9 protein-coding genes and 1 pseudogene are annotated in these 14,661 nt (G+C 52.7%); 7 read left to right on the forward strand and 3 right to left on the reverse strand.

From position 1 onward, the window contains the following. Nucleotides 1-128 precede the first annotated feature (128 nt). From JYB63_RS02130 to JYB63_RS02150, 6 genes and pseudogenes are all read left to right on the forward strand, one after another. Nucleotides 129-1,310, forward strand: coding sequence for an aromatic ring-hydroxylating oxygenase subunit alpha (locus tag JYB63_RS02130; protein ID WP_205656144.1), 1,182 nt, complete (start codon nt 129-131; stop codon nt 1,308-1,310). Between the two features lie 21 nt (nt 1,311-1,331). Beyond that, nucleotides 1,332-2,765 (forward strand): aldehyde dehydrogenase family protein, encoded by a 1,434-nt coding sequence (locus tag JYB63_RS02135; RefSeq protein WP_205656146.1) that lies wholly within the window; start codon nt 1,332-1,334, stop codon nt 2,763-2,765. Nucleotides 2,766-2,908: 143 nt separating this feature from the next. Next, nucleotides 2,909-3,070: pseudogene (locus JYB63_RS23600) on the forward strand (rubredoxin); the annotation flags it as partial. A gap of 57 nt (nt 3,071-3,127) precedes the next feature. After that, on the forward strand, nt 3,128-4,282 hold the full coding sequence (locus tag JYB63_RS02140; protein WP_243431826.1) for an NAD(P)/FAD-dependent oxidoreductase: 1,155 nt from the start codon (nt 3,128-3,130) through the stop codon (nt 4,280-4,282). Nucleotides 4,283-4,538: 256 nt separating this feature from the next. Then, nucleotides 4,539-5,717: a porin family protein gene (locus tag JYB63_RS02145; protein WP_205656150.1), complete on the forward strand. Its 1,179-nt coding sequence runs from the start codon at nt 4,539-4,541 to the stop codon at nt 5,715-5,717. 9 nt (nt 5,718-5,726) lie between these two features. Beyond that, the gene (locus JYB63_RS02150) at nt 5,727-7,727 is read left to right on the forward strand and encodes a FecR family protein (protein WP_205656152.1); all 2,001 of its coding nucleotides are present in this window, start codon (nt 5,727-5,729) and stop codon (nt 7,725-7,727) included. 13 nt (nt 7,728-7,740) lie between these two features. Here JYB63_RS02150 and JYB63_RS02155 read toward each other — a convergent pair whose 3' ends face one another. Beyond that, on the reverse strand, nt 7,741-8,505 hold the full coding sequence (locus JYB63_RS02155) for an MBL fold metallo-hydrolase (RefSeq protein WP_205656154.1): 765 nt from the start codon (nt 8,503-8,505) through the stop codon (nt 7,741-7,743). A 167-nt stretch (nt 8,506-8,672) separates the two neighbouring features. On the opposite strand from JYB63_RS02155, the gene JYB63_RS02160 reads away from it, so the two are divergent. Further along, the gene (locus JYB63_RS02160) at nt 8,673-10,877 is read left to right on the forward strand and encodes a CHASE2 domain-containing protein (RefSeq protein ID WP_205657000.1); all 2,205 of its coding nucleotides are present in this window, start codon (nt 8,673-8,675) and stop codon (nt 10,875-10,877) included. Nucleotides 10,878-10,921: 44 nt separating this feature from the next. On the opposite strand, the gene JYB63_RS02165 is transcribed toward JYB63_RS02160, so the two are convergent. Both JYB63_RS02165 and JYB63_RS02170 read right to left on the reverse strand, forming a co-directional pair. Then, nucleotides 10,922-12,514 (reverse strand): HD domain-containing phosphohydrolase, encoded by a 1,593-nt coding sequence (locus JYB63_RS02165; protein ID WP_205656156.1) that lies wholly within the window; start codon nt 12,512-12,514, stop codon nt 10,922-10,924. Between the two features lie 19 nt (nt 12,515-12,533). Then, nucleotides 12,534-14,510 (reverse strand): bifunctional diguanylate cyclase/phosphodiesterase, encoded by a 1,977-nt coding sequence (locus tag JYB63_RS02170; RefSeq protein ID WP_205656157.1) that lies wholly within the window; start codon nt 14,508-14,510, stop codon nt 12,534-12,536. Nucleotides 14,511-14,661 lie beyond the last annotated feature (151 nt).

Below are 14,661 nucleotides of genomic sequence, written 5' to 3' on the forward strand. Positions count from 1 at the left end.
ATTGACGGATAAACAGGGTATGCTTTGGCCATCCATCAGCAGTGCAACACTGCAAGGCTTAACAGCGTGCCTGAAAATAAGAATCCACCGGTTGTTGTATGTTTGCCGGTTCTGTTGAGAGCACACTTATGACTGATTCAATGCAGCAAATCCCTCTGGCGACTCTGGACGCCGTGCGTAAACCGATCGCTGAAGCCAATGGCATGCCGAATGCGGTGTATGACGATCCGGCGATGTTTGAATACGAGCGCGATAACGTGCTGGGTAAAACCTGGGCGGGTCTGGCATTTGGCAGCGAGTTACCGAAAAAAGGCTTTGCGAAACCAGTTGATTTCATGGGCTTGCCGCTGGCGATCATGCGCAACCGCGATGGCGAAATCAATGTGTTCCATAACATCTGCAGCCACCGGGGTATGATTCTGCTGCGGGAAGAAACCGAAGTGGAAGGTATGGTGCGTTGTCCGTATCACTCTTGGACATATGATCTGAACGGTAACCTGAAAGGCACCCCACACATCGGCGGTGTTGGCGTACATAAGGCGGAAGGGTTTGTGTGTGAAAAGCACGGTCTGCGTAAGGTACGTTCAGCCATGTGGAATGACATTATCTTCATTAACCTGTCCGGTGACGGTGTACCGTTTGAAGAGTTTATTACCCCGTTGGTACAGCGCTGGGAAGAGTTCACCGGTAAAGGTGGCTTTGACAAGGTTCATGTAGCGCCGACTGGCAGCGCAATGGAACTGACAGTAATGGCGAACTGGAAGCTGGCGGTTGAAAACTACTGTGAAGCGTACCACCTACCATGGGTTCACCCGAGCCTGAATACCTATTCACCGCTGGATCAGCACTACAACCTGATTGTGAATGACAATATGTCCGGGCAGGGTAGCTACACCTATAACCTGTCTGACGTTGCCGGCACCAGCCTGCCACAGTTCACCGACTGGCCGCAGGATAAGATCCGTCAGGCAGAGTATGTGTCTCTGTATCCAAACGTGCTGTTAGGTGTACAGGCGGATCACGTTTTCTCCATTATTCTGCAACCGCAGGCGAATAATAAGACCCTGGAAAAACTGCAGCTGGCTTACGTGGGTGAAGAAGCCTGCGGTGATAAGTATGCTGCTTGCCGTACCTCCGTGCTGGAAAGCTGGAAGGTGGTATTCGGTGAAGATGTATTTGCTGTGGAAGGTATGCAGAACGGCCGTAAATCGCCGGCGTTTGAAGGCGGTGTATTCTCTCCGGTACTGGATGGTCCGACCCATCACTTCCACCAGTGGGTGGCGAACCGTTATGCTGAGTCGATGGCCTGATCAGACTGACTGGAGTAAATCATGACAGAAGTGAAACACTGGCAGAATTTTATTGCTGGCGAATGGGTTGATGGCAGTGAAAGCATTGACGTATACGACCCGGCAACCGGAGAAGTATTTGCCAGCATGGCGGCTGCTGATGCCGCTGATATCGACCGGGCAGTTCAGGCTGCCCGGGCCTGTGTTGCCAGCGGTGAACTGACGGACTGCCGCCCGGCAGTTCGCGCTGAAATGCTGCATCGCATTGCCGCTGAGATCCGGGCGCTGGCGGAAGAGGGCGCGCCGCTGCTGGTGCAGGAGAGCGGAAAATCCCTAGACGATGCCATGGGTGAGTTCACCACCGCGGCCCGTTACTTTGAATACTATGCCGGTATGGCGGATAAGATCGAAGGTAAATCCATTCCACTGGGTAATGACTACGTCGATTTCACCTATTACGAACCGATGGGTGTATCTGCACAGATAGTCCCGTGGAATTTCCCGGTAGATATCTGCGCCCGTTCACTGGCCCCCGCACTGGCAGCCGGTAATGCGGTGGTCGTGAAAACACCGGAAAACACACCGCTGGCAATGCTGTTGCTGGCGAAAGCCTGCCAGAATGCCGGCCTGCCGGACGGTGCTCTGAGCATCATCAACGGTTACGGCCACAGTACTGGCGCACAGCTGGTGGCGCATCCTGGCATCGACCAGATCGTGTTTACCGGTTCAGTAGCCACCGGGCAGGCTATTCTGCGCTGCGCCGCAGACCGCGCGCTGCCATGCGTAATGGAGCTGGGCGGTAAGTCTGCCGCCGTGGTGTTTAATGATGCGGATATGGATCAGCTGTTAAGCAGCGTGAAGTGGGGCATCTTCTTCAATGCCGGGCAAGTATGTTCTGCTATGTCGCGCATGCTGGTGCAGCGGGCTATTTATGATCAGGTGGTTGCAGCGGTTAAAGATCTGTCCGAAAGTTTGCAAATGGGCGCTGGTATGGACAATGCCGACCTGACGCCACTGGCCTCTGCGGATCAGCAAAACCGGGTTGCCAGTATTGTTAACCGCGCTAAAGAAGAAGGGGCGCGTCTGGTGACGGGCGGCGATGTACCACAACGGGCCGGTTACTTCTTTGAAGCCACCGTGTTTGCTGATGTGACCCCTGACATGAGCATCTTCCGGGACGAAGTGTTTGGCCCGGTACTGGCTATCACACCGTTTGATACCGAAGAAGAAGCCTGGGAACTGGCGAACGGCACCGAGTTTGGTTTGGTTGCCGGTGTATTCACCCACGACCTTACCCGTGCCATGCGGGCAAGCCGCAAGCTGCAGGCCGGTCAGGTGTTCGTTAACGAGTGGTATGCCGGTGGGATCGAAACGCCGTTTGGTGGCATTAAGTTATCCGGTTATGGCCGTGAAAAAGGCCAGGAAGCACTGTACAGCTACGTACATACCAAGAACGTGGCAATCCGTGTGACCTGATGTGACAGCCCGGCGGTTTTACCCGCGCCGGGCTTTTGTGTATTAACGCCATGTTTTGAACAGTTGATTGTTTTAACTGGCGAAAAGGGCAATTGTTAGTTTTAATCAGAGGAAACAGGGGTTTCCGGGGAGAGGAGTAGCGCGTGAGAAAATGGCTCTGTGTGGTGTGTGGTTTGATTTACGACGAGGCCACAGGCTGGCCGGATGATGGCATTATGGCGGGTACCCGCTGGGAAGACGTCCCCGATGACTGGCTGTGCCCGGATTGTGGCGTCGGTAAAGCCGACTTCGAAATGATTGAAATCACTGAGTCACCGGTAGCTGCTGCCGCTGCGCCTGCTGAATCTGTTTCTGAATCCCCAATGGCTGCTGTGCTGAACGATGAGCCGCCGGTTGTGATCGTTGGCAGTGGTTTTGCCGGTTATACACTGGCAGAAACCCTGCGCGAAAAAGCCCCGCAGAAACCAATTATTGTTTTCACCTCTGATGACGGTGCTAACTATTCCAAGCCGGGCCTTTCTAACGCCCTGACCCGCGGTAAAACTGCACCCGAGCTGGTGACGGAAACCGCGCTGCAAATCGAGCAGCGGCTCAACATTCGCGTTTACACCCGTGTTCAGGCTGAACGCATCGATGCTGATGCCCATGTGCTGCACACGGATATTGGCGAACAGGTCTACAGCAAGCTGATTCTGACCACCGGCGCGGCACCAATACGTTTACCGCTGGCAGGCACTGGCGCGTCAGATGTGCTGAGTGTTAACGACCTGACGGACTACCGGGTGATGCGTGCCCGCCTGGAAGGAGCCAAAAAGGTATGCATTATCGGTAATGGCCTGATTGGCTGTGAGTTTGCCAATGACCTGAGTAATCAGGGGCTGGATGTCACCGTAGTCGGCCTGGGTGATTGGGCCATGCAGGGCCTGATTCCCCAGCAGGTGGGTGAAGCATTGCAGGCGAAGCTTTCGGCTCAGGGTGTCAGCTGGCAGCTGCAAACCAGTGTTGAGATTGTTGACCAGGCAGCATCCGGTTACCGCCTGACCCTGACCAGCGGCGAAATTGTTGAGGCCGATCTGGTTATTTCCGCAGTAGGCCTTAAACCGCGTACTGAACTGGCACAAACCGCCGGTGTCGACTGTGGCCGGGGCATTAAGGTGAACGGTGGTCTGCGCACAAATGTTGCCGATATCTATGCACTGGGTGATTGTGCTGAACTGCAGGGTAAAGTGCTGCCGTATATCGCACCGATCAACTTTGGCGTACGTGCGCTGGCCGATTGTCTGCTGGGCCGGCCAACCATGGCGCAATACCCGCATATGCCGGTTGTGGTGAAGACGCCAGCGCTGCTGTTAACCATTCAGTCTCCGGAAGTAGGTTTAGAAGGTGAATGGCAAACAGAAGCCACCGATGACGGCCTTCGCAGCCTGTTCCGTGACTCTGCCGGCATGCTGAAAGGTTTTGTGCTGGCAGGCAGCTGTACTGCGGAGAGGCAGCAGTGGCTAGATCAGCTGATCTGATCAGGCCTTAGTTACCCAGAGTGGTGGCGTAACACATAGTCTTGATATTCCCGGATTGTTAGTATGGACAACAGTCTTTGAATGAAAGGATGCATGTGTGAGATTGCAGTATTTTTCCAGTCACAGGGGCATCTTAAGGCCCTTACTTGCGGGGAGCCTTCTAACCGCAGCAAGCCTGTTCAGCAGTGTTTGCTCGGCTTCACTTGAAGAGCTCTCCCAGTTCGTCGACGCTGGCCAGTTCGGAAAGGCGTATCAGTTGGCGAATACTATGCTCGCTGAGCATGAAGGCGATCCCGCGTTTGATATTCAGTATGCCGTTGCTGCCATTGAAACCTTTCATCTTGAGGAAGGGGTCTTTGCGCTGGAGCGGGTTTTGCTGGTGGACCCAAATAATCAGTTAGCCAGGCTTGAACTGGCCCGTGCCTATTATCAGCAGCGTAAGTTTGATCAGGCCACCGCTATGTTCAATGCGGTTAAAGCCAAAAATCCTCCGCCACGGGTTGTTACCCGTATAGACCGTTATCTTGCTTTGATAGAACAGCGCAGGGTGAACCGCTTCACCCGGGTGCAGGGGTTTGTCGAGCTGTACGCCGGTTACGACTCCAACGTGAATTCGGCGCCAGGTAGCCAGCTAACCCGCGTTGTGCTCAGTGATGATGCCCTTGGCAGAGGGGATTCTTTCATGGCCCTCAAAGCCGGGGCGGATGTTGAGCATCGCTACGCGGAAGACCGCTCGCTGATTTTCGAAACCCGTCTGGATATCCGCTATTACGACACCGAAGAAGAGCAGGACAATTCCAACTTAACCCTGAAAGCGGGCCATCGCTGGTATGAAGGTAAGAACCAGTATCAGTTTAATGTGGTACGTCAGGATTACCGGCTGGATGAAGAAGGTTACAGGGATTTAATGGGCATCAGTTTTGATTGGAACCGGCAACTGAGTAAGCGCAGCCTGTTGCGTTCCTATCTGGCGGTGAATGATCTGAAATATGTATCCAGCGAGTGGAGAGATTCCCGGCAATACAGCTTGGGCAGTAATTACCTGTATGCCGGTGATGGAAACTGGAAGCCGGTCTATGTGCTGGGCGGATTCATTGGTAATGAAAAGCCGGATGAGCCGGGCACTCTCGCCGACGGTGACGTTGACCGTAATTTCTATGGTGTCAGCCTGGGGGTGCAGATGACGCCTCTTCAGGATCTGACGTTCATGCCCAGTCTGGTGTATCAGGTCAGTGAATATGCCGGTGAGCACTGGATTTATAACCTAAAACGTAAAGATAAGTACGCGGCGCTGAATCTGAATGTGAACTGGCGCTTTAAACCTGACTGGTCGTTGCTGGCTACTTATAGCTATGCCGATGCAGACTCCAATATCGAACTGAATGAATTCCGGCGTGAGCAGATTAATTTCGGCCTGCGCCGTGACTTTAAATGAGGTGGCGACATGTTATATGCACGTGCAATAACGCAAGCGCCTTTTGGCCGACCTGAGTTTATTTCTGTTTTATTCCTGCTGGCGCTATTGCTGGCACCGTTTCCTGCCGTTGCGGCTGATGCCGTCGGTAAGGTGATTCTGAGTATTGGTCAGAATCAGGCGGTCGGGCCTGACGGTCAGGTACGCAAACTGGCCCGTAAGGCTGAAGTGTATGCTGATGACTTACTGGCTACCGGGAACAAAGGGCGCTTACAGGTGCGCTTTACCGATGGCTCCCGGCTGTCGCTGCGTTCCGGTACCGAGTTTAAGATTACTGAATACCGGTTTGATGCTGCAGAGCCCAAAGAAGGTAAGGCCATCTATAAGCTGCTGAAAGGGGGCATGCGTACTTTATCCGGTCAGATCGGTAAGGAAGATAAAGAGGACTACCGGCTGGATACAGCAGTGGCCACCATTGGTATTCGCGGCACCGATTTTGTCATCATCAGCGAAGGTGATTCAGTGACCGGTTCCGTGAACAGCGGTGAAATTAATGTTGCTGGTAATGAAGGATCACGCAGCGAGAACATTACTGCAGGTAATTCCTTCGTGATTCAGACACAGGGTGCGATACAGGTTTTTGAAACGCCGCCTTCTTCTGAAACCGGTGAAGGTTCGTCTGAAGATGGCTCATCTGAGGAGTCCGAAGAATCTGAAGAATCTGAAGAAAGCGAGAGCTCTGAAGAAACTGAGAATTCTGAAGAAAGCAGTGACAGTGAAGAAGCCGGTGACTCCGAAGGCGCTTCTGAATCAGAATCAGAAGGTACATCTAGTGAAGAAAGTACTGGCGGTGATGACAGCGCCTCAACTGACGGCAGTGGTTCCGGTGAAACCACCCAGGAAGGCACTGATACAACTGCAGATACCGGCTCTGCCGGCACCGGTGATTCATCCACCGGTGACAGCTCTGTAAGTGTTGGCGGTGACGATACCGGAACGGTAACGCTGAGTATTGAAACAGCAGACGCAACCGTTGGTGATACTACCTTACCTGCTACAGACCCTCAGGAAACGACAACCACCACCTCGGATACGGTTACTGAGACAGGCGGCAGAATACCTCAGGCACCGAACCCAACTGGTAATGCGGTGCTGGCGCCGGAAGGAAGTGTTGTGGCGGTTGCGTTTACCAGTACGGATGCCGGGATCTACAGCAATGCGAATGATAATGTCCGGATTGAAAAACGCTCTGCCGCGATGGTGGACTCAAACATTGTGACCGGTGTCCGGTTTGTTCATACAGACGGGATTTCTAACAGTGAATGTTCGCCCTGTTTATTTACCGGCTCCGATTCTCTGAGTGATGTTAAAGACTCAGGTTTCACTACTATCGGTTCCTCAACTGTATCCTGGGGCCGCTGGGATTCAGGGTTTTCAGTGGTTGCCAATGACGTAACGGTTGAAACAAGTGGTGGCTTCAGCTTCATGTATGCCAGCAGCTTCACAACTGACTCACAGATTGCTGACGTAGCCGCGGCGAAATCAGGCTCATATGTGTACGCGTTTGGCCAGGGATCCGCCCTGATGACGCCTCCACAGATAGAAACCGGCCAGACCGGGACGCTGATTGGCTATGGCGACGGTAACGTGGCCCGGGATGAAACTCAGCTGTATCACGGCACGTATATGGTCATTGACTGGGATTCTCAGAAAATCACCGAAACCTCGGTGGTCGCTCAGGTGAATGACAGTACCGGATTACGAACGTATAACCTCAAAGATACCGGTGCGGCTTATCTGAGTGATGTACTGGATGGCGGTCAGTTGGGCATGGTCGGTTATTGTGAAGGAGGTGCCTGCACCGTGGGTGGAAATGATACCAGTATGAACGGTCAGATGACGGTGGATCTGATTGGGGATGCTGCTGAAGGAGCAGTCACATCTTATGGTGCGAAAGGAACAGCGCCGGATGGTACCGGTGTGACCATCTCAGGTACAGCGGTACTGCAGGATAATGGTTTAGCACCCTAAAGATTGTTTATCTTTAACGAAGTGGAAGTTGCAGGCTGCCATGGACCAGCCTGCGAATATTCCGGTTGGGTAGCAGGGTCTGGCAGCGTTCCATGATTTCTGATTCAAAGCCCGGTTTCAGATGGGTAATCATGATTGGGCAGTCATGGCTGAAGTGGCTGAGCTCTTCAGCCAGATGGGAAGGTGTCAGGTGGCCGCTGAGGCGGGCCAGTTCGTCGACATCATCGGTGAAAGACACATCGATAATCAGCAGATCTGGCCGGCGGTCACTGAGAATCGGCCAGAGTTGTTCATTAATGCCATTGTCGCCGCTGAAGGCAAAGCTGGTGGTGGCGTTGCTCAGCAGATAGCCCACAGTGGGAGTCGGGTGTTCTGCCGGTAATACTTCAACGGATTTGTTTTCCAGCTGAAGAGTATCGCCCACGCTCAGGGTGTGCAGCCGCAGAATAGGATTTGCTTCCGGCAGGCAGGTATAGTCCGGCCAGATGACCCAGTTAAAAATATGGGTTTGCAGGGCATCAATGACTTCTGGCAGGGCATAGACATCAATCGGTGCCTGATGCTGATCGAAAATGGTTGCCAGCATCAGAGGGAGACCAGTGATATGGTCAACATGGGCATGGGTGATCAGGACCGTACGGATTTGCAGCATCTGCTCGAGGGTCAGGGATTCAACACCGGTACCGGCATCCAGTAACAGGGTATCGTCGACCAGAAAGGTGGTTGTTTTGAGTCCTTTTCCGATGCCACCGCTGCAACCGAGGATATCGAGCTTCATCTGATCACCTGTTCCTTACTGACCGGCCTGAAAGTATCTGCCGAACACAAACAGCCGACAGATGATTGAATCTAACGATACAAAATATTGAGTCACAATACTATGCAACAGAAGCCCGGAAATACCCGCTATGACAATACCTGTTTGACAGGGGAGAATTCTCTGTGATGAAAGGCTTCAGTTTTGGCCAGCGGATGGTGCGAAGCGGCTTGGGTTTGCTACTTACCCTGCTGATGCTGGTGCCGCTGATTCAGGATAACCGCCCGGTATTGCTGGAGCGCTTTGAGTCGGATCTGTATGACCTCAGATTACGGCAGTTTCTGGCAGATGATCAGGACCCGCGCATCGTGATTGTGGACATTGATGAAGCCAGCCTGGCGGAACAGGGCCGCTGGCCCTGGGGCCGGGCGACGTTGGCAAACATGCTGAATAATCTGTTTGATGAATACGGCGTGGCGATTGTTGGTTTCGATATGTTGTTCGCCGAAGCTGATCGCAATGTCCCCATGGAAGCATTGCAACAGTGGCTGGACAGCCGCCCGGCAACAGCAGGCAGTGAACTCAGTGAGCAACTGGACAGCCTGAATCCGGATCGTTTATTTGCGGCAGCACTGGAAGAGCGGCCGGTGGTACTGGGCTATGTCTTTGATCGCAGTGCCCAGCAACTGAAAGTGGGTGATCCCGGCAGCCCTGTTGCCGGTGCCGAAGAGTTAGCCGGTATTCCTGTGCCACGTGCCAGCGGTGTGGTAGCAAGTCTCGACGCGCTGCAGACCGAAGGTACACGCAACGGTTTTATTGATAATCCGCGGGTAGATGCAGACGGGGTATACCGCCGGGTGCCGTTGTTACAGGAATATCAGTCACAGTATTACCCGTCCCTCGCACTGGCCATGATACTGGCCCTGTTTGAAGAAGATCAGGTAACGCCGCTCACGGAAAGTGACGGTGATAGCGCCGTGCTGGTGGCAGTAGACGCTGCAGGCATCAGCATTCCGGTCGATAACGGTGGTTCAGTGTTGGTGCCATACCGGGGCCGGCAGGGCAGCTTTCCTTATGTTTCCGCGACGGATGTCATTAATGGCCGTGCCAGTGCCGATGTGCTGGAAGGCGCCATCGTGCTGGTGGGAACCAGCGCAGCGGGATTGCTGGATTTACGGGTAACACCGGTTGGCAGCCGGTATGCCGGTGTTGAGGTGCATGCCAATATCATCGCCGGTATTCTGGATGAGCAGATCAACCACCGTCCGGATTACACCTTAGGGGTTGAACTGTTGCAGGTATTGCTCAGCGGCTTGCTGCTTTCATTGCTGATTCCCCGTACCTCAGTACTGGTATCGGGGCTGTTGACCCTGCTTTGGGTGGGTATGTTAACCGGTTTTAACCTGTATGCCTGGCAGTCGTTACAGTGGGTAATCCCTCTGGGCTACAGCCTGTTTCTGGTGGTGTTGCTGTATCTGTTTTTACAGATTACCGGCTACTTCTTTGAGACCCGTAATATCCGTAAGCTGGAAGGTCAGTTCGGCCAGTATATTCCACCGGAAGTGGTGGCAGAGCTGAGTGAGCAGGGAGATGCGGTGCAGTTATCCGGTGAAAGCCGGGAGATGACCGTGTTTTTCTCGGATATCCGGGATTTTACCAGCCTCTCGGAACAGCTCACCCCGCAGCAGCTGACCCGGATGATGAACATATATCTGACCGCCATGACCGCTGAAATTCACCAGCGGCGGGGTACCGTTGATAAATACATTGGTGATGCGGTAATGGCGTTCTGGGGGGCTCCTCTTGAAGATGCCGCCCATGCCCGGCACAGCTTGCAGGCAGCAATGGATATGCTGGATGTACTGCCGGAGCTGAATCGGCAATTAGTGGCAGAAGGCTTGCCAGAAGTGTCTGTAGGGATGGGCATAAATACCGGACAAATGAACGTCGGTAACATGGGGTCCAGCTTCCGGATGGCCTATACCGTTATGGGCGATGCTGTGAATCTGGCGTCCCGGCTGGAAGGGCTGACTAAGTTCTATAACTGTCCGTTGTTGGTCAGTGATGAAACAGCAGCCAGCGTACCGGAGTATGGTTTTCGCTATATCGACCGGGTAAGGGTAAAAGGCCGTTTTGAGCCGGTGGATTTGTACCAGCCGATTGGAAAACGTTCAGAACTGACGACGGAGCAACTGAGCAGTATCGATGAATTCTGTGAAGGGGTACGGGCGTATCAGCAACAGCGCTGGGACGAGGCTGACGCAGCTTTCCGTCGTTATCTGCAAACCGACAGCGAAGATTACTGCGCACAGATGTATTTACTGCGCATTGCCGAAAGCCGGGAAGCCGGACAACACCCGTGGGACGGTATTTACAGCCACCAGCAAAAATAGACTGGTGGGCTGTTTACCTGAGCGGCTAAGCTTAACTATTCAGACTAGCTATTCAGACCTGGCAACGTGGTGTCATCGAATGTATCGATCTGCCGCGGTGACATATGCCTTTCGGCATAGGTTCTGTAAGTGCCGCTTTCTACAAAGAGCCTGAACAGTTGCGGGTCCAGATGGCCGTCCTCAACCATACGGCCGAGAATGTTCATGGCTTTAGAAAGTAACATGCCTTTCTTATATGGGCGGTCCGGAGAGGTGAGGGCCTCAAACACGTCGGCAATGCACATGATCCGAGCCCTTAATGACAACTGATCGCCCGTCAGGCCACGGGGATAACCGCCACCGTTCATGTGTTCATGATGGTTGCAGGCGATTTCCGGTACTTCAGCCAGCTGACGTGGGTATTTGAGGGACTCCAGCATGTCGATGGAAACTTTGATATGGTCGCGCATGATCTGGCGTTCATCTTCAGTCAGTGTTCCGCGGCTGATACACAGGTTTTTGATCTCGTCTTTCGTGAGCAAACAGTGGATGCCGTCTTCATCTTCCCAGCGAAGTTCGCCGATGGCATTAATCCGTTGCTGATCTTCTTCAGAGGTGAATTCTTTACCAGTATTGGTAGTGCGCAAAAATGCCAGATCATCATTCAGTTGCTTAAACTGCTGATCCAACGCTTGCTGCTGAAGGGCGGTTTCCTGTGCTGACCATTCAGACATTTGCTGCAGAAAGTTGAGCTGCAAATGTTGCCGGTAGATTTTAAAGCGATTGCTGATCAGTTCGATTCTGTCGAACATGGTATGCAGCTTGGTGGCTTTATCGATGATGTATTCCGGAGTGGTGATTTTGCCGCAGTCATGCAGCCAGGCAGCAATCCGTAACTCGTAGAGTTCCTGTTCGTTAAATTCTGTATTGGCAAATGCACCCTGGGCGGCGTTGTTAATCGCATCCGCCATCAGCATGGCGATTTCCGGTACCTGTTCACAGTGTTTACCGGTCACCGGGGACTTATGGTCAATGGCCCGGCCGATCAGTTTAATGAAGGATTCGAACAGTTCCCGCTGGGCATCAATCAGGCGCCGTTTGGTCAGCACGGTAGCGGCCAGCGAGGCAAGGGACTGCACCAGCTCAAGATGGGTCTGGTCAAACTCAATAATGTTATCGTCTTCATCCAGCGCGTTGATCAGCTGTAACACACCGATGGTGACATTCTCATGGTCATTCAGGGGCACGCACAGAAAAGACTTTGAGTGATAGCTCAGCTGCTTATCAAAGTTACGGGTGCCGGAGAAATCATAATCTGTGCAGCTGTAAGCGTCCGGGATATTGATCGTTTGTTTAGACACGAACGTCTGTACCGCCACCAGCTTCGACGCCTGTTGGCGGGAATTATAAATCTCGATGGTCGGGAAGTTACTCGGTTTGCCGTGAATACCCAGAGAACGGTTATGCAGAATGGCAATGTTCAGATCGTTATCACTGTTCTCGTCAAGGGTGTAGAGGGTGCCACCATCAGCATTGGTGAGGCTCATGCAACCCAGAATAATCCGGTCCAACAGCCGTACATGGTCGGTTTCTGAAGTCAGGGCACCGGTCAGATCTGCTAAGTGTCCGATGATTTCCTGGGTTGATAAATGGCTCATAAGTAGGTGTCCGGGCTGGCTAACCAGCAGCTTTGTTATTGGTCGGGCTGTTCTGTATGGCACAGACTTTCACAGCCTTCTGCTTTGTATGATTGTTTTTAAGATAACGGATAGCAAATACGTCGCCGGGTACCGGTTTGCCGTAATAGTATCCCTGGCCGAAGTCACAACCTTCCTGGCTGATGAAACTGTCCTGTTCGGTGGTTTCAATTCCCTCGGCAACCACCTGCAGGTCCAGGCTGCGGGCGATGGATATAATGCTCCGGACCAGCTTCTGATCCTGGATATTATCGACGGTATTGGCGATGAAACTGCGGTCAATCTTTAGTGTGTCAAAAGTATATTTTTTCAGATAACTCAGTGATGAGTATCCGGTACCAAAATCATCCAGTGAGGTACGAACCCCCAGTTCCTGAATAGTACGGATGGTCTTAATGGCCCGGTGTTCATCTTCGATCAGTACACCTTCGGTGATTTCAATCTCCAGGTACCGGGCGGGCAACTGATAGCAATCGAGCAATTCAGCGATGTAATCGGCAAACTGATCATCTTTGAACTGTATCGGTGAAATGTTAACGGCGATGCGGAAATCAGCCGGATACTGTTTATGCCAGCGGCTGGCCTGCCGGATGGCACTGCGCAGGACAAAATTACCGATCTGAATAATCTGACCGGTTTGTTCGGCTACATGGATAAACTGATCAGGCCGGACATTACCAAGTACCGGGCTGAACCAGCGGAGCAGGGCTTCAGCCCCCACAGTAGCGCCGGTTTTGGTACAGATCAGCGGCTGGTAATGGAGCATCAGTTCATCGTTTTCCAGTGCGTCCGCCAGATGAGTCTCCAGCAGGTAGCGCTGATTAATGAGGGCTTCTGTGGCCTCGCTGAAGAAACCGTAATTCAGTTCTGCTTCTTTGCTGGCGGCCATTGCTGCCCCGGCTTTCTGGATCAGTGCAGAGGCTTCAAGGCCGTCATGGGGGGCCATTGCAATGCCGATATTGGCAATCACGGTGATTGAGTGGCCGTTAATATGAAATGCTTTCTGACAGAGTTTGCTGATCTGCTGAGCCAGATCCAGAGTTTGTTCTTTGAAATCCTGACATGTGGTTTGTTCAGGTTTTGATGGCTGCGTAATGATGACAAACTCGTCGCCGATAATACGTGCTGCAAACTGGTGGTGATCAAGGTTGTTCTGAATCCGCCGGGCCAGTTCCCGCAGTACGGTATCGCCAATGACATGGCCGTAACTGTTATTAATGGACTTAAAATTAGTCAGGCTCAGATACAGGACAGCAATGCCTGAGCGAACAGGGTTGAGCTGTTCGAGCTGGGCTTCAAGGCTGTGCATCAGCGAGCTACGGTTTGCCAGGCCGGTGAGGGCGTCATATTGCTGGTTATACTGCAGGGTGTGTTCACTGGCGTTACGGCGGTCAATCTCTTTGCTGAGCTTACGGTTCAGATCTTCCAGTTCCTGCGTGCGTTCAGCAATGCGCGCTTCAAGTTGCAGGTTCGCCTGTTCAAAGCTGTGCTTCTCAAAGATGATCCGTAAATCGGTCTCAATGGTTTCCCGGAAACGGTCCAGCAGTTTGAGGGCTTGCGGTGTATAACAGTTCTCTTTGCTGTCCAGCATACAGATGGTGCCAAACGGCTTGCCGTCAGGCCAGTTAAGAGGCAGACCACAATAGGAAATCATACCCAGAGCAATATCCGGATTTTGATTCCAGTCGTTATTGATGAGGGCGTTAGGCACCAGAAGTTGCGATTGCTCAGCCACAACCGTTTCGCAATAAAGGCCCTGACCAAGGGGCTCTGTCATCCCGCGGTCATAAGGGTTATTTTCGGATTCGCTGGTGGCAAAGACCTGAATACTGTCGTGGCTGATGCGCATGATCAGCGCGGCCGGAATGCTCGCCAGTTCGGCGATTAGATTAACGGTTTGTTGCCATCCCTGAAATATCCCGTCAGATACCTTCAGTTCTTCACTGTTTGCTTGCATTGATACAGTCCAACTCCTTCAGACATCACCCAGTATCTGCATTAGTAGCAGACTCTTGGGGGCTGGAGAAGTAAAGACGATACCCGAATATCTCATATTGGTTATATGCAGTGAAAACGGAACTGTTGTTTGAAAATAATGAGGCCGATGT

The organism is Aliamphritea spongicola (genome assembly GCF_017051665.1).
In the GTDB taxonomy this organism is placed as follows: Bacteria; Pseudomonadota; Gammaproteobacteria; order Pseudomonadales; family Balneatricaceae; genus Amphritea; species Amphritea spongicola.